Consider the following 16,734-nt stretch of genomic DNA (forward strand, 5'->3'; position numbering starts at 1 on the left):
TGCCGCTATCTATTTTTAATACGGCACTATTTTTATGTTTCTGACCTTAGTTGTATTAACCATTCTATGGCAGTCGTTTATATATTCAAATGGCAGGGAAGGACTAAAACTATGCAAAAGCTGCCACGGCGTATGTTTATATGTAAAATGAACTCAGTTGATTTGTCTAATTGCTAAGTCATTCTTTTAAATAAACACGTAAATAGGGGTGATAGGCCATGGAAATCCAGACCATTTCCGTACGTTTTGTGAATGCCCTGCTCGCTGGTGCCTCAAAGTACACAAGTAACGGTGAGGAGTGGGTGGCTAAAATTGGCATTTCACCGGCACTGTTGGACTGTGAGGGTACACGCATTAGTATGAGCAAATTCGCTCAGCTCTATCGTATGATTGCGCTTGAGTTCAACGATGAAACGCCTGGTCTTTTTTCACGGCCTTTGCGGAATGGCACGCTTAAATACTTATGTATGGTGATGTTAGATGCCCCGGATCTGGGTGTGGCGCTTAATCGGTTTAGAAATTTCTTCTATCTACTGCTTGACGATGTGGAATTTAAGGTCAAAACCAGTTCAAAGGGGATCATTAAAATAGAGCTCGAAGAAAAAAAGGATTTAGGTCATACACGCATACTGACACTTGAGTTGATGTTGATGCTGGTGCAGGGCGTTTCATCGTGGTTAATAGGACGCAAAATACCCTTTAAACGTATCGCTTTTCCTTTTGCTAAGCCAAGCCATGCGTCAGAATACGATCAGCTTTATCCCGGTCCTATCGCCTTTGATCAAAAGATAACAGCGCTTTACTTGGATGCGGCTTATTTGCGTGAGCCAATTCGTCAGGATCCAGCTGTGTTAAATGAGTTTATACGCAACGCACCGCTTAACTGGTTTTATTTTTCACCCAATGACAGACCACACACGCACCAGTTGCGTCACTATTTGCAAGGCAGATTAGATCAAAATTTAACCGTTAGCGATGTTGCATTAGTTCATCATATATCGCCCCGAACCCTAGCTAGGCGCCTTGCAGCAGAAGGCACAACCTTTCAAACCATCAAGGATAATTTGCGGCGGGATGTTGCGATTGAGTTGTTAAATAAAACAGATACCCCTATCGCAACGATCGGTACTAATCTGGGTTTCGAGGATCCGGCAGCATTTAATCGGGCCTTTAAACTATGGACAGGTAGTGCACCTGGTGCCTATCGTAAACAGACGGTTTTAACTGCTTAGGGCTATACTTTGGCGAAAAAATGTGATGAGATGTGCTGAAAGCATGAGAATATATGTACAAAAATATGATCGCATAAGATCACCCCTTAGTAAAAACAAGCATGTTTAGGAGACAACATGACAACCGCAGAAACTAATCATCCGCCGAGTAGTGAAGTGCTTCATTGTCATATTGATGCAGGCGTTGCAACGATTCGTTTGAATAGAGCGAATCATGGCAATGCGCTTAATATGGCGCTGGTTGAGGCCTTTGCGAATGCAGTCAATCAGATTGTGAATACTTCATCGGTGCGAGTGGTCTTGTTAACCGGATCTGGCAAGAATTTTTGCGTAGGCGGTGATATACAGTCGTTTATAGAGGAACGAGATGATTTATCCGGTTTTGTTGCTGCCATCACTGAGCCTTTGCACAATGCGCTAGCACAATTAGAGGCCTCGCATCTTCCTATTGTAGCGGCGCTTAATGGTGCCGTAGGTGGTGCTGGAATTGGTTTAGCCTTGATTGCTGATTTTGTATTGGCCGCAGAGTCCATGAAGTTGCGTTGTGGATATACGGCCATTGGTTTATCCCCTGATGCTGGTAGTTCCTGGTTGTTGGCAAATCGCGTTGGCGCATTTCGTGCGAGGCAGTTATTGCTTTTTAATTCAACCCTCGATGCGCAGGCTTGTTTAAATCTGGGGCTTGTTGATGGGGTTTATCCAGATGCCGATTTGTTGACGCAAGCCCTGCGTTTGGTAGAGGCGCTTCGTGGTGGTTCCGCCAAAGCGATGTCTAGGGTAAAGCATTTGCTCGATCATTCGATCACTCAACGGACATTTAAAAATCATTTAGACCTAGAACGAAAATTGATTATTGACAGTGCGGCCGAAGGGGATGCGCAAGAAGGCATACTTGCTTTTATGGAAAAGCGTCAAGCTAATTTCTCCTAGTCTCAGCTGGCAGCTGTCGCTAGATTATGAGTCAATTGCCAGGCATAAAAAAACCCAAACGATCACAGGAAAGTTTGGGTTTGTGGATTAGTGATTAGGCGTTTTCAAGGCCTTTGAACTCTTTGCGCAGTTCGCGTTTTAATAATTTACCAGAGGCATTGCGTGGCAAATCGTCTTTGAAATGTACTGCCTTGGGCACTTTAAAAGGTGCTAGGTGCTGTCTGGCATAGGCGATGAGCTCCTCCGCGCTAACTTGGCTGCCCTCTTTGAGCGTGACGACAGCGCAGACGACCTCAACCCACTTTTCGTCATCAAGACCAATCACGGCTACCTCAGCTACGGCAGGGTGCTTGTAAAGGCATTCTTCAACCTCGCGGCTGGCAACTAATACGCCACCACTATTGATGGTGTCCTTAATGCGATCGACGATATAAATAAAGCCATGCTCATCCATATAACCTAGGTCACCGGAGTGGAACCAACCACCCTCGAATGCCGCATCGGTTTCTTCAGGGTTGTTCCAGTATTCAGTCATTAAGTGTGGGGTGCGATGGACAATTTCACCCATTTCGCCTAATGGCACGTCCTGCATATTGATGTCGACAATGCGAGTCTCGACATTAAGTACAGGGCGACCAGCAGATGCGGGGGCGATTTCATGATCTTCGGGAGAGAGGCAAGACACTAAGGGCGCACATTCACTTTGGCCATAGCAGTTAAAAAATCGTAACGCTGGTAGCAGCTTGCGCAGCTCTTGTAAGACGGGCAAAGGCATGATGGAGGCACCATAATAGCCTTTGCGTAGGCTGGTGTAATGCTCTGGTGTGAATTCGCTGTGTCGCAACAATGAGATCCACACGGTGGGTGCGGCAAAGAAAGTGTTAATCTTTTCGTCCACAAAGAGCTTGAAGCAGATTTCTGGTTTAGGCGATTTAATGATAATATTTTCTGCGCCAGTCAGTAGGGCTGGCATTAAAAATACATGCATTTGCGCTGAATGATACAGTGGCAAGGCGGCTAAGTGGCGGTCCTCGCTATTGAATTCTAAGGCATAAATGGCGCTCATATATTCGGCTAAAAAGGCCTCATGGCTTAATAAAGCGCCTTTAGGTAGTGAGGTGGTGCCTGAGGTATAAAGGATTTGAGCTGCTGATTGCGCATTGAAGTCTACTGCTTGCTGATACAAGGCGCTGTCTTCTAGTGGGGTCTCAAGGGCTGCTTTGTTTAGTGCGATGTTGAGAATATCATGCGCAGTTTCACTGCCATGGATTGTGCCATAGAGGCGCATATTGGGCAGCTCATCTTTTAATGACTCAACGGTCTTGCTTAAGTCTTTGTCATAAAAGACAGCGACGGATTCACTTTGTTTGAGGATGTATTTTAACTCATTGGCGGTCAGTGCAAAGTTGACTGGCACATGCACAATACCTAAGCGTACGCAGCTTAGCCACAGTAGGACATAGGCATCGCTATTAGCGCCGTAGGCCGCAATATGATCACCGCTCTTGAAGCCTTGCTCAAGCAAATAGCTAGCAATATGATCGATGGCGATGTCCATTTGCTGATAAGTCCAACGGCGGCCGTCAAAGGCAATGGCTTCTTTATCAGAAAACTTCCTGATAGCTCTTTTAATCGCCTCGTTGATGGTGTTTTTTCTTGCGATTTGGTGATTCATGATGCGAGTTCCTCCACAATAATAGCCACTGCTATGCCGTGACCGATACGCCTTAGCTGTAAGCTGTAGCGACTACTTGAGGCGCCAATCCTAAAAGCATGTTAGCCATAAGACTAGCGCTGGTTGCGCTAAGCCTAAGTGATGTCTCCTGTAATTGCCGCTATCGATTTTTAATGCGGCACTATTTTTTTAGTCTAGATTGCTATGTATCTGACTTGAGTTGTACTAACCATTCTATGGCAGTCGTTTATATATGCAAATGGCAGAGAAAGACTAAAACTATGCAAAAGCTGCCACGGAATATGTTTGTAGCTAAATTGAACTCGGCTTGTCGCTGATACAACTACCCACTAATGGCCGAGGTGTCAGATTAAGTTTAAACGAATGCAGTTAATTGCTGAGCTTGCTTAATCTAAACCGGTTTGACGTTTAACCGCATCTTCGTGTAGGGATTCATTGAGTTGATCGACAACCGTTGTCCAGCTGCCATCAACAGCCAGTTTTTCTGCGATAAATTGACGCTGAGCTTCGTTCCAAAACGGAGCATCGACGATATGCACATCAGCCGCTAATTGATGCTTGTTGATGAACTCAGCAATCGCTTCATCACTGGCGTCTAAGCCGAGTTGTAAAAATAAATTGCTCATACGAGGGGTAGCCGTCATAGCAGTCTCCTTAGGTTTCTATTGTGATTACTAAAGCATAGCTTAGCGGAAGCAGCCTAAGCTGTCTATTATGAGCAGTCCTAGCTGTCTCTTAAGGAACGGCGGGCTACAGCCCTTTGCAGCGTGTGGACCGGTCGTGATGGTTTGGCAAGCTTAGTGCTCGTGATTGACTGCCATCATCGAGAGTTAATCGTTTTGGGACATTAGGACGGGTCACAAGACCACTCACCTTGCACTCAAACAAGGGCTTAATCTTTACCTCACAGCATGATACGTCGTTGCTTAGACGCTACGGGTTGCGCCAGGAGTTTATCATGCCACATTGCCCTCAACAGAATAGCATGGCGAACGCTTTATTCGTACGCTCAAAGAGCAATGTGTCTATCGTCAGCGTTTTGAGATCATACAGCATGCTAAGCGAGTGTTAGCGGACTGGATTGGATTATACAACCAGCATCGCTCGCACCCGTCCTTAGGCATGGCGCGGCTGTGTTTTTAAAAATAGCTGTAAAAATGTTGCCGCCAGTAGTAATGCTCCCGCATACAACCAATATAAATGGCTAACAGACCAGTTGGCTTCCAACAAATGGCCGGCTACTACCGGCGAGGCCATGCCGCCTAGGCGTGCAAAAGCAAGCACCATGCCGACGCCCGAGCTACGGGTAGCGGCTTCAAAGCTTTGCGGGGTGGTGGCATACAGTCCGGCAATGGATCCATTAATTAAAAAACCAATGGCAATACCTAGAGCAATGGCGGCGGGCAGGGACCAGTTAGTGGCTGGAATGACGGTACACAACGCGAAGACGCCTAATACCATTAATGATTGAGCCACGCGCTGTAAGTGCCAGCGACTGGCTAATAAGCCCAAAGCCAACGCACCTAGCATACCGCCCACATGCAGCAGGACGCCACCGGCTACGCCTTTGTCAGCAGAAAGACCGGCTTGTTCTAGTAGTTTAGGGGTCCAGCTGGTGACAAAATAAAAACTAAACATTAAGGTAAAAAAACTACCGCCCAGTAACCAAGTGCGTACTGCACCGGGGCTCCACAAAAGTCGCAGCGCTTGTAAAGCGTTGGGTTTCAGACTGGGGGTTGGGGTGGCCGACACAGGAAGTTGAGCTTGCCCCATGCGTTGCAGGAGGCGCTGGGCGCGTTGTTTGTCTTTAGGGTGGCGTCCTTGTAAGAGCTGATCGAGGGACTCGGGTAGGCCAATGGCAATTAACAAGGCTGTGGTCCACGTTAAGATACCGCCCCAAACAAACACGTCCTGCCAAGCGCTGTGTTTTAACAGATAGGCCGCCAGCATACCGCCCAAGGTAGCGCCTAGGGCAAAACCCACCGATTGCAAACCAATCGCCAGAGCGCGCCACTTGGCGTTGGCGTATTCGCTAGTGAGCACGTTAGCGTTCACAATGCTACAACCAATGCCTATGCCCGTCAGAAAGCGCAAAGCGCCCAGTGTCCATGGATCTTGTACCCATTCAGTCACCACCATAAACGCCCCTGCTGCGACCAAACTGGCTAAGACCATGGGACGACGGCCCCAGCGGTCTGAGAGTGGGGCTAAAAACACAGATCCCACCGTCATGCCAATAATGCCTGCCGAGAGCAACCAACCCAGCACGACGTTATTTAGCCCCCAGTCTTTGGAAACCGCTGAAGCGGTGAACGCCATCACAAGGACATCAATGCCATCGATGGCATTAATTAAAAAACATAAAGCAATGGCACGCCACTGCAAGGTGCTCATGGAGGCAGCGTCTAAATGTTGACGTAAGGTGAGAGGGGCAGGAGTGGTTGAAGAGTTCATAGCAACGTACGGCTCAGTTCACGAAATAGGGATTTGCTGTGAAAAAGGGAAAAAGAGCTCCGAAGAGCTCTTTGCTGTAGCGAATAGCGCTAAACCGCTGGGGTTTAGTTGTTGGGTGTGCCCCAAACTTCGTTAGCGACTTCTACTACAAAGCGCAGCTTGGCGTCTTGCTCGGCTTCAGTGATGTTGTTGCCTTCTTCGGTGGAAGAGAAACCACACTGAGGGCTGAGACAAAGTTGGTCCAGGGCGACATATTGTGAGGCTTCTTGAATACGGGCTTTAATTAATTCTTTGTCTTCAAGCTCGCCGGTTTTAGTGGTGACTAAGCCCAATACCACCTGCTGCTTACCCGGTTTTACAAAACGCAAAGGACGGAAATCGCCAGAGCGATCGTTGTCGTACTCTAAGAAGAAGGCATCCACATTGACGGTGCCAAAGAGCAGTTCGGCGACGGGTTCATAACCACCCGAAGAAATCCATGTAGAGCGGAAGTTGCCGCGACATACATGTAGACTGATAACGAGGTCATCGGGTTTGCCTTCGAGGATGCGGTTTAAAACATCGGCGTAGATTTTAGCGAGTTGGTTGGGGTCGTCGCCGCGATCGCGCACAATTTGTTTTTGTTCTTCGGAGCAGAGATACGCCCAAACGGTGTCATCTAACTGTAGATAGCGGCAGCCTGCTTGATAGAACGCAGTGAGCGCATCACGGTAGGTTTGCACTAAATCGTCGAAAAACTCGTTTAAATCGGGGTAAACGTCTGGACTGACTACATTACGGCCGCCACGAAAATGCAAAACGCTTGGGCTGGGGATAGTCATTTTAGGGGTGGCGCCGGATTCGAGTGATTTTAAGAACTCGAAGTCTTTAAGCATGGGGTGATCACCAAACTTGACCTTGCCGATGACACGAACGTTGTGTGATTTAGTTTGTATGCCAGAAAACTGAATGCCTTCGTCGGCGTCGTAGCGCTCAACGCCCTCAAGCCCATCAAAAAAGTCAAAGTGCCACCAGGTGCGACGGAACTCGCCATCGGTAACAACGTGTAGACCGCAATTACACTGGTTTTGTACGCTGTGACGGATGGCTTTATCTTCTTCTTCACGTAACCCACTGGCGGATAATTCACCTTTTTCAAAGGCTTGACGCGCTTGTTTTAAAGCGGTTGGACGTAAATAGCTGCCCACTACATCTGCACGAAAAGGGGGCAAGGATCGGAATAAAGACATGTAATACCTCTAAAAAGCGTCCTCATGCCTCAGCATGAGTGAAAAAATCAATAGCTAAATCATATTCGTTTTAAGCGATAAAAGAAAATGATAGTTTTTCAATTTAGCATGAGTTTTATTCATGTTAATGGTTTTTAACATGAATACGTTGCATTTTCTTTTAGAGATATTTTGTGATAGCTAAATGAATGTAGTCTGGGTAAAGCTGGCAAATAGTCGGAATGTGAGACAACGTTTCTGCGAGATGGTGTCTTAGAGCTCCTTTTGTTTTACCTATACTAAAGCATTTACGATCCAAATAGGGTTAAAAAGAGGGCCTTTTGAAGTGACTTCCAAAAGTTAGACCTAAAATAATCTAATCTTTTGGGGGGTCATTTTTCCTGTATTCATCGTTTTAGTCAGGATAGCCGAGCCATTTTCTTTTAAATCAATGAATTGAACGCTATCTATAAAGTCGTTAAATCCATCAGTTACGCCATCGCTCGTCTGGAAATCGAGATGTTTTTGGTGCGTGATTATCGTGAACCGCTGGTCGAGTCTGAGCGCAGTTCGGCTATGCACGTGAGCAAGCGGAAGAAGTCAAGAAATGGGAAGCTAGTTACTAAATACGTCGTGCTTAATTAGCTCTACTAAAAATAAAACATAGTCCATACTCATATAAAGAAGTATGGACCATGTTTTGATGTGTGCTATGACTATGTGGGTTGTTTAATTCGCCGCCCAAAAGTCCTTGGCTGAATTAATGACCGGCTTTACAATCTCACGTCGAATCGCAAAATCGCCAAAGCATTCGTTATCCAAGCGGTGCTCAGACCAATCCTTGACCCAGCCATCGATGATTTCGATAATGTCATCGGTGCTGATGTTTTCCTTATACAGTTTAGGAATCCGTGTGCCGATCAGATTGCCGCCCACATGCAAGTTATAGCGACCAGGCGCTTTGCCGACTAAGGCGATTTCAGCGAGCATGGCACGACCACATCCGTTCGGACAGCCAGTGATCCGCGTGATGATGGTTTCATCGGCCACACCGTGCTTAGCCATAATACCGTCTAGCGTATCGATAAAGGATGGTAAGTAGCGCTCCGCTTCAGCCATGGCTAATGGGCAAGTCGGCAAGGAGACGCAAGCCATGGCTTGTTTGCGTAGAGGCGTTACGCTATCAAGCAGTAAGGCGTGTTCGCGAGCGATAGCTTCGATCGTTTCTTTCTGTGCTGCTGAGACATTGGCGACAATGATATTCTGGTTGGCCGTTAAGCGAAAATCGCCAGTATGAATTTCGGCGATTTTACGCACGCCGGTTTTAAGCGGGCGATCTGGATAGTCTATTAAACGCCCATTTTCAATAAAGAGCGTAAGGTGCCATTTTTTATCAAGCCCTTCTACCCAACCGATACGATCCCCACGACTTGTAAACTCGTATGGTCGCAGCTCACCAAAGGTAATACCGGCACGTTTTTCTACCTCAGCGATAAAGCGCTCAAGACCAACTCGCTGGATTGTATAGCGGGTTTTAGCGTTTTTGCGGTCGCTACGATTACCCCAGTCGCGTTGTGTGGTGACAACCGACTCGGCGACTTTAAGCACATCATCCAGTTTTACAAAACCGACCTCATACGCAAGTTCAGGGAAGGTGTTGGTATTACCGTGTTCAAAAGATAAACCGCCACCAACCAAGAGGTTAAAACCAATCAGTTTGCCATTGTCCCCAATGGCCACAAAGCTCATATCATTGGCATGGATGTCCACGTCGTTGTGCGGTGGGATAACCACGGCGGTTTTGAATTTGCGCGGCAAATAGCTTTTTCCTAAGATCGGCTCATTAGGATCCTTGGCCTCACGGGTTGTGGGTTTTGAGTGCTCAGTGCTAAAGAGCTTTTCACCATCTAACCAAATATCCGCATAGGCATTGGTTTTGGGTAATAAATGTTCCGAAATCTTTTTAGCCCATTCATGGGCCTCTTGGTGTAACTCACTTTCGACTGGATTCGAGGTGCAAAGCACATTACGATTAACATCGCCGGCCGTAGCTAGCGAATCTAATCCTAATTGGTGGAGCCATTGGTGCATTGGCTTAATATCGTCTTTCAAGACGCCGTGGAATTGAAAGGTTTGACGATTGGTAATGCGAATACTGCCGTAGTCCGTATGCTGAGTGGCAAATTCATCGATCCCTAGCCATTGCTTGGGTGTGATGATACCGCCTGGCAAGCGGCATCTTAGCATGACGTTTTTTTTGGGTTCTAGTTTTTTCTCTAGTCGAGCGGCACGGATGTCGCGATCGTCCTGTTCGTACATGCCATGGAAGCGAATTAATTGAAAGTTATCGCCTCTAAAACCACCCGTTAAGCCATCCTGCAGGTCATCGGCAATGCCACCCCTGAGATAGTCACTTTGCTCCTTTAAGCGTTCGTTATCTGAGAGAGGGCCATCAACGACTAGGCGATCGTCCTCTGTAAACTTGTGTTGACTCATGGTTAATATCCTAAATGCTTTGTTGTTGAATTAATAAACATCGCGTTGGTAGCGTTTTTCTTCGCGGAGTTCATTTAAATAGTCCTCTGCATCGTCTAGGGATAGTTTTCCTTCCTGGCTGATAATGTCGATTAAGGTGTTTTCTACGTCCTTAGCCATGCGGTTAGCGTCACCACAGAGGTAAATATGCGCACCTTGTTGTAGCCAGTCCCAAACATCTCGACTACGCTGAGCGAGTTTGTGTTGAACATATTCTTTTTTGTCGCCTTGGCGCGACCAAGCAAAATCGTATTTGTGCAAAAAGCCGGCTTGGTTTAACTGAATCCATTCGTTTTGATATAAGAAGTCTTCCGTAAAGCGTTGATTGCCGAAAATTAACCAGTTTTGGCCAGCATCGCCTTTGGCGTGACGCTCCTGTAAAAAGGCTCTAAAAGGGGCGATGCCGGTGCCTGCGCCAATCATAATGATGGGGGTTTCACCCTCTTCAGGGAGGCGGAAGTTGCGGTTAGGTTCAATATAAACGTTGACCTCATCACCTTCTTCGAGTTGATCAGCCAAAAAGCCACTAGCTGCACCTTGATAAGCCGTATCATCCTTGTTGAAGCGTACAGTTTTGACAGTGATGTGCACTTCATTACCTACTTCCTCCTGTGAACTGGCAATGGAGTAGAGTCTTGGCGTTAACGGTCTGAATAAGTCGTGCAATTGCTGTGCCTTCAGTGTGATGGGGTGCTCAGCCATAATAAATACCGGCGGACGGGCCTGAATAAATTCGCTCAGCGTGGTCGAGTCTGCCACGATAGCAGACAAGGCCTGATTGTCCGTGCTGGCTAGGTATTCGGCGTAAGCGCGCACGAATTGTGGTGTGGTTTCCGTGATATCAAGGTGATTGATAAGCGCATCTTTGATCGTTGTTTCGGTACCGTCGGCTAGGTGGATGAGCTCATCTGCATTGATTGAGGATAAGTCTAAGAGCTCATCGACTAGGCGTTCGGCGTTTGAGAAATAGATGCCTAAGGCGTCCCCTGCTTGGTAGTTGATACCGGAATCGCCAAGGTCAATTTCATAATGAATGACTTCATTCGCCTGCTCCGTCGTGATGCGCTGCTTAGTCAATAGCTCGGCCCGGTAGGGATTGCTTTTGCCATAGTGTTGGCCTTGTTCTACGGGCGTGCTAGTGGTAACGGTATGCTCGGTAGTGCCATTGCTCGGGGTATCGATCAGCAAGGTTTTTAGCTGCTTTTCAATTGCGTTGCGCCATTCGTTAGCCTGAGCGCTAAAGTCCAGATCACAGTCCACACGTTCAACTAAGCGCTTCGCCCCTAGCTTTTCAAATTGCTTATCAAAGTCTTTGGCCGCTTGATTATATTTAGGGTAACTTGAGTCGCCAAGACCTAATACAGCAAAGCTGACACCGCTCAAATCCGGTGCTTTTTTGTGGAACATAAATTTGTACAACGGTACCGCTTCTTCCGGTGCCTCACCTTCACCTTGAGTTGAGGTAACTAACAGCACAATGTCTTCGCTGACTAAGCTACGGCTGCGATAATCGTTGGCCGACACAAAACGAATGTCGGCATGAAGGCCTTGTAATTGTTCAAATAAAAGCTTGGCAACGCTTTGGGCATTGCCGGTTTGAGAACACGATAAAATCAAAATCCGTCGTTCTTCTGCAGGCGCGACAGCGTCGATGGCTACATTAGGCGCTAGGGTCACAGGAGGGCTGATACCATTGACGCCGTTTAAATTATCGACCTTATTTAAGCTCGTGTTTTGTTGACTGAGAGCCCAGCTGTAGCCAGAGACCCAAGCTAACTGAGTCGGATCCAGGGTCGTAAGTTGTTGGATAATGTATGTCAGCGGAGGGTTATTGCTCCCTATGACTGATTGTGGTGCTTGATCAAGCATGTTATTCTTGCTCCTATTGGTCTAACAGCTGGTTAATCATGCCAGCAGCAACCGTGTTATTCGTTGCCTCATCAATTAAAATAAAGGCGCCACTCAGTTGATTATCGGCATAGGGGGTAGCGGTAATGGCTTGTTGTAACGATAGTTGAACTTGGCCGATATCATTTATCGCGAGCTGGTCGATGTTTTCTTCGCGAGCTAAGTTATTGACATCCCATCGATAATCCAAGTGCTTAATTTTGGCGTAAACGGACTGGTGACCATGTTTTAACCAATAGCGGCGAGCCGGATTCAGTGGTTTATCGTCCATCCAGGCAAGATGCGCGCGAATAGAACGACTGGCTTGAATTGGATGGTCAGCGGCGACTAGGGTATTGCCGCGAGAGATATCAATATCATCTTCTAAGGTGATGGTTAAAACCTGAGAACTGTGGGCTTCATCTTGGGATCCGTTAGGACCAAAAATTTCTTTGATGCGACTGCGTTGACCTTGAGGTTCCACGCGTACTTCTTGACCGATGCGTAAGGTGCCGACGTTTAAACGGCCCTGATAACCTCGGAAATCATCGAGGGCACTACCGTCTTGTCGCAGCACGCGTTGCACCGGAAATAGACTGTGTTGAATGCTGTCGTCTTGGGCTTGCTTTTTACTCGGTAGGCTTTCTAATAAAGGTAATAGGGCAAGTCCACCATACCACGGCGTTTGAGCGCTGCTTGTGACGATGTTTTCACCGTGCAACGCTGAGATGGGGATGAAGTGTAAGCTGGCGGTTAAGTTAATTTGTGCGGCTAGTTTTTTATAGGCATCAACGATTTGATGAAAAGCCGTCTCCTCGTAATTTAGTAAATCTAACTTATTAATGGCCACGATAATCGTTGGTGTCGCGAGCAGCTTTAACAGCGCACTATGTCTTTTGCTTTGTCTTTGCAGCTCGATATTTGCCTGGTTTAGGTTTAAACGACTTGCATCAATTAAGAGAATGGCAACATCGGCTGTTGAAGCACCGGTGACCATATTGCGGGTGTATTGCTCATGCCCCGGGGTATCTGCCAAAATAAACTTTCGTTTAGGTGTGGCAAAGTAGCGATAGGCTACATCAATCGTGATGCCTTGTTCCCGCTCGGCCGCTAGACCGTCAGTTAATTGAGCAAAATCCAAGCTGTTATTGGTGGCATCATGACTTTTTTCCAGATGCGCTATTTGATCGCTCATCAGGCTATGGCTATCGTATAAAAGACGGCCGATCAAGGTGGATTTACCGTCATCCACGCTGCCGGCGGTAATAATGCGTAAAAGAGAATTGTTTGACATACCTGACCTTCCAATTTAAAAATAACCCGCGCGCTTTCTTTCTTCCATGGCCACCTCAGAAACTTGGTCGTCCAAGCGGGTGGCACGGCGTTCTGAAATGGTGCTACTCGCCGTTTCAGCAATGATTTCTGCGGCGCTAAGTGCATGACTGGCTACTGGGCAGGTGCATGAAATATCACCTACTGTTCTAAAGCGTACAGAGCGAAGCTCACTGGTTTCATTCTCACGTTTTGGCGTGAGTGGAGTAACTGGTACGAGCAGACCGTTACGGTTGACGACTTCACGTTGATGAGCGTAATAAATCGGTGGTAAGGCAAGTTGTTCACGCTTAATGTATTGCCAAACATCCAGTTCAGTCCAGTTAGAGATGGGAAAAATTCGCATGCTTTCATCTGGGTTTAGGCGCATGTTGTATATGTCCCAAAGTTCGGGTCGTTGCGCTTTGGGATCCCATTGACCAAACGCATCTCTAAAGGAGAAGATACGTTCTTTAGCACGAGCCTTTTCTTCATCACGTCGAGCGCCACCCATCAGGGCATCAAAACCGTGAGTTTCAATGGCTTCAAGTAAGGTAATGGCCTGCGCTGCATTGCGAGAGTCGGTCTCATGACGTAACACCACGGTCCCTTTTTTGATCGAGTCTTCCACATGCGCAACCACTAAATCGGCGCGTAGTTCGGCCACGGTTTGGTCGCGAAATGCAATCACTTCGGGGTAGTTATGACCCGTGTCGACGTGCAGTAATTTAAAAGGTAAACGCAAGGGACGACCAGGGATCTGAAAGGCTTTGACGGCTAAGGCAAGAAGCACGACAGAGTCTTTACCCCCGGAAAATAACAAGGCCGGATGGTTGGCCTCAGCGATGACTTCGCGAATGATATAAATCGATTCCGCTTCTAAGTCATTTAAATGTTGATTATCAATAAACATGGTTGTTCATCCTACTGATGTGATTAATTATTGTTGTTGGTGGAGACCGCATTCTTTGCTGTTTTGTTGTTCCCACCACCAACGACCGGCGCGAATGTCTTCATGTAGTCTGATGGGGCGGGTACACGGTTCACAGCCAATACTGGGGTAACCATTTTCGTAGAGTTTATTTAGTGGTAGCTTGTGGGCTTTGCTATAGCCCCAAACGGCGTCCTCACACCACGCATAAAGTGGATTGAATTTAGCAATGCCTCGTTGTTCATCCCATTCTTCATAAGCGAGCTCACTGCGAGTCGTTGATTGAGCCCGACGCTGTCCGGTGATCCAGGCATCAGCACCTGTGAGTGCACGTTGCAGGGGCTCGATTTTGCGGATGTGGCAGCAGAGTTTTCGCTGTTCAAGACTTTCGTAAATTGAATGGATGCCATGCTTACGATCAAAGTCACGAAGCGCCTCTTCTCTTGGCTCGTACTGTGTGATTTGTAGTGTTGGAAAGCGCGTATTGATGGCAGCCAGTAGTTCCAGCGTCTCTTTGTGTAATTTGCCAGTGTTTAAGGTAAACACCTTAATTGGCAGTTTAAGACGGGCAATCACTTCTGTGATCACCATATCCTCAATCGCTAAACTAGACGCAAAGCGAACGTCATGATGGCTGGTGGCGATATGGCGCAAATTTTCTTGAAGCTCCTCTTGCAGCAGGGGCAATTGTTTAAAAATGGCTTCGCTCACCATGGGAACGTGCCATAGTTGCTGATTAAACATAGCTATTTACCGAAATACATTCGTGTTAATTTGGGTGTCATTCAGTCTAGCAACAGGCACTTCAAGATTAAAAAGACTTATTTTTTCTATCCATATACCTTTAAATCATAAGCTAGGCTTGATCAGCGCTTGCCTGTGTATATGCCATTTGGTTTTAAGCTAATAAGCATATTATTTAATCTTAAACTATGTAAAAAGTATCATTTGGCCTTTAATAACAGGCTTTATATCTGAGGGGCATATAACCAAATTGACTAAGCATAGAGTTTTTTATTCGTTTGTTTTAGAGAAAAATTGTCCTTTAATGAAGAGTCTGTTTTTTATTTAAATGATTAAGCGTTTGTTATGAGTGACTCTCCAAGTTTTTTTGCACTTTTTGTGAATTTACAGAACCGACCTGTGCTTTTAGTTGGGGCTGGTGTCGTGGCTGAGCGTAAAGCGCTCGCATTATTAAAAGCCGGCGCACGCATCCAAGTCGTAGCGCAGGAGTTATCTGAGCGATTTGTGTGTTGGCAAGAAGAGGGCACCATTGAGTATCTGGGCAAGGAGTTTTCTCCTGAACTCTTAGCGCCAGTGTATTTAGCGGTAGCGGCAACCGATGATGAGGCCTTAAATCAACGTGTTTTTGCAGCAGCAGAGGCTCGGTCTAAACTTTGCAATGTGGTGGATAGTCCAGCGCATTGTTCTTATATTACGCCTGCGGTGATCGATAGGCACCCCTTACAAGTTGCGATCAGTAGTGGCGGTACGGCACCGGTGTTGGCACGTTTATGGCGTGAGCGGATTGAGCGCATTTTGCCTCAACATATCGGCAGGGTGGCGAGCTTTGTTGAGAAGTGGCGCCAAGAGGTGAGACGTACGCTTAAAACTCTTGCTAAGCGTCGTTATTTTTGGGAAGAAATCTTTATCGGTCCATTAAGCGGAACCATTGAGGTGGGCGACGAGGAACGCGCTGATCAAATTATGCGTGAGACGCTATTGCAGGCTCAAATTAATCAGAAGAAAAAACCGCTTGGCGAGGTGGTGCTCGTGGGGGCGGGTCCGGGCGATGCGGGTTTGCTGACCTTAAAGGCTTTACAAGCGATACAAGCCGCAGATGTCGTGCTGTATGATGCCCTAGTCTCACCTGAGGTGCTAGAGTTAGTGCGTCGTGATGCAGATCGGGTGAATGTCGGTAAACGTGCTGGCGCGCACCATGTGATTCAGGAAAATACCAACGCATTGATGGTGAAATTAGCCAAAGAGGGTAAACGCGTGGTTCGTCTCAAAGGTGGCGATCCTTTTGTCTTTGGTCGGGGCGGTGAAGAAGCGCAGGTGTTGACTGCTGAAGGGATCCCTTATCGAGTGGTGCCCGGTGTTAGTGCGGCACTCGGCGCCACGGCTTATGCAGGTATTCCTTTAACTCATCGAGAGCTTGCACATAGCGCTATTTTGATTAGTGGCCATGGTACGGAGGATCATGACGCTAATGATTGGCAGGCCTTGGCCAAGAGTCAGCAAACCTTGGTGATCTATATGGGCACGTTGAAAGCGACGGTGATACAGGAGCAATTAGTTGCTCATGGTCGTGACGCTAATACGCCGGTAGCGATTATTAGTCGCGGTACCACGGCAGCGCAAGAGGTCAGACTCGGTGTGTTGAGTGATTTAGTTCAGCTAGCAACTGAAGTGCCTCGTCCAGCATTGATAGTGATTGGTGAGGTGGTTAGTTTGCAGAAGCAGTTAGCTTGGTTTCAACAAAATAAAGAACCTATCGTTGAAGCAATGGCCGTTTAAACAGCCATCAAATGACTAGCTTTAAAGCCC

The 16,734-nt window shown here is 47.0% G+C and carries 13 protein-coding genes; 4 read left to right on the plus strand and 9 right to left on the minus strand.

Annotation, left to right across the window (positions count from 1 at the left end):
* Nucleotides 1–218: 218 nt before the first annotated feature.
* Together A3GA_RS0107025 and A3GA_RS0107030 are read left to right on the plus strand one after the other, a co-directional pair.
* On the plus strand, nucleotides 219–1,232 hold the full coding sequence (locus A3GA_RS0107025) for an AraC family transcriptional regulator (RefSeq protein ID WP_018026688.1): 1,014 nt from the start codon (nucleotides 219–221) through the stop codon (nucleotides 1,230–1,232).
* A 117-nt stretch (nucleotides 1,233–1,349) separates the two neighbouring features.
* The gene (locus A3GA_RS0107030) at nucleotides 1,350–2,162 is read left to right on the plus strand and encodes an enoyl-CoA hydratase/isomerase family protein (protein WP_018026689.1); all 813 of its coding nucleotides are present in this window, start codon (nucleotides 1,350–1,352) and stop codon (nucleotides 2,160–2,162) included.
* Between the two features lie 94 nt (nucleotides 2,163–2,256).
* Here the strand turns inward: A3GA_RS0107030 and A3GA_RS0107035 are convergent, their stop codons facing one another.
* Both A3GA_RS0107035 and A3GA_RS0107040 read right to left on the minus strand, forming a co-directional pair.
* Nucleotides 2,257–3,837, minus strand: a complete 1,581-nt coding sequence (locus A3GA_RS0107035) for a fatty acyl-CoA synthetase (protein WP_018026690.1) — start codon at nucleotides 3,835–3,837, stop codon at nucleotides 2,257–2,259.
* Nucleotides 3,838–4,244: 407 nt separating this feature from the next.
* Nucleotides 4,245–4,502 (minus strand): DUF2789 domain-containing protein, encoded by a 258-nt coding sequence (locus tag A3GA_RS0107040; protein ID WP_018026691.1) that lies wholly within the window; start codon nucleotides 4,500–4,502, stop codon nucleotides 4,245–4,247.
* Nucleotides 4,503–4,905: 403 nt separating this feature from the next.
* On the opposite strand from A3GA_RS0107040, the gene A3GA_RS12295 reads away from it, so the two are divergent.
* On the plus strand, nucleotides 4,906–5,001 hold the full coding sequence (locus A3GA_RS12295; RefSeq protein ID WP_239660530.1) for a transposase: 96 nt from the start codon (nucleotides 4,906–4,908) through the stop codon (nucleotides 4,999–5,001).
* Here the strand turns inward: A3GA_RS12295 and A3GA_RS0107045 are convergent.
* The 7 genes from A3GA_RS0107045 to A3GA_RS0107075 form a co-directional block, all read right to left on the minus strand.
* A complete protein-coding gene (locus tag A3GA_RS0107045; protein WP_018026692.1) occupies nucleotides 4,975–6,312 on the minus strand; it encodes an MFS transporter in 1,338 nt (445 codons plus the stop codon). The genes A3GA_RS12295 and A3GA_RS0107045 overlap by 27 nt on opposite strands.
* A gap of 104 nt (nucleotides 6,313–6,416) precedes the next feature.
* Complete coding sequence (locus A3GA_RS0107050) at nucleotides 6,417–7,541, minus strand: cobalamin-independent methionine synthase II family protein (RefSeq protein ID WP_018026693.1); 1,125 nt, start codon at nucleotides 7,539–7,541, stop codon at nucleotides 6,417–6,419.
* Nucleotides 7,542–8,249: 708 nt separating this feature from the next.
* Nucleotides 8,250–10,016, minus strand: coding sequence for an assimilatory sulfite reductase (NADPH) hemoprotein subunit (gene cysI / locus A3GA_RS0107055; protein WP_018026694.1), 1,767 nt, complete (start codon nucleotides 10,014–10,016; stop codon nucleotides 8,250–8,252).
* Nucleotides 10,017–10,046: 30 nt separating this feature from the next.
* Nucleotides 10,047–11,924 (minus strand): assimilatory sulfite reductase (NADPH) flavoprotein subunit, encoded by a 1,878-nt coding sequence (locus A3GA_RS0107060; protein WP_018026695.1) that lies wholly within the window; start codon nucleotides 11,922–11,924, stop codon nucleotides 10,047–10,049.
* A gap of 13 nt (nucleotides 11,925–11,937) precedes the next feature.
* Nucleotides 11,938–13,236, minus strand: a complete 1,299-nt coding sequence (locus tag A3GA_RS0107065) for a sulfate adenylyltransferase subunit 1 (protein ID WP_018026696.1) — start codon at nucleotides 13,234–13,236, stop codon at nucleotides 11,938–11,940.
* A gap of 15 nt (nucleotides 13,237–13,251) precedes the next feature.
* Nucleotides 13,252–14,166: a sulfate adenylyltransferase subunit CysD gene (gene cysD / locus A3GA_RS0107070; RefSeq protein ID WP_018026697.1), complete on the minus strand. Its 915-nt coding sequence runs from the start codon at nucleotides 14,164–14,166 to the stop codon at nucleotides 13,252–13,254.
* Nucleotides 14,167–14,193: 27 nt separating this feature from the next.
* Complete coding sequence (locus tag A3GA_RS0107075) at nucleotides 14,194–14,928, minus strand: phosphoadenylyl-sulfate reductase (RefSeq protein WP_204369813.1); 735 nt, start codon at nucleotides 14,926–14,928, stop codon at nucleotides 14,194–14,196.
* 345 nt (nucleotides 14,929–15,273) lie between these two features.
* Here A3GA_RS0107075 and cysG point away from each other — a divergent pair, with 345 nt between their 5' ends.
* The gene (gene cysG, locus A3GA_RS0107080) at nucleotides 15,274–16,704 is read left to right on the plus strand and encodes a siroheme synthase CysG (protein WP_018026699.1); all 1,431 of its coding nucleotides are present in this window, start codon (nucleotides 15,274–15,276) and stop codon (nucleotides 16,702–16,704) included.
* Nucleotides 16,705–16,734 lie beyond the last annotated feature (30 nt).

Source organism: Oligella urethralis DSM 7531 (assembly GCF_000372065.1).
GTDB lineage: Bacteria > Pseudomonadota > Gammaproteobacteria > Burkholderiales > Burkholderiaceae_B > Oligella > Oligella urethralis.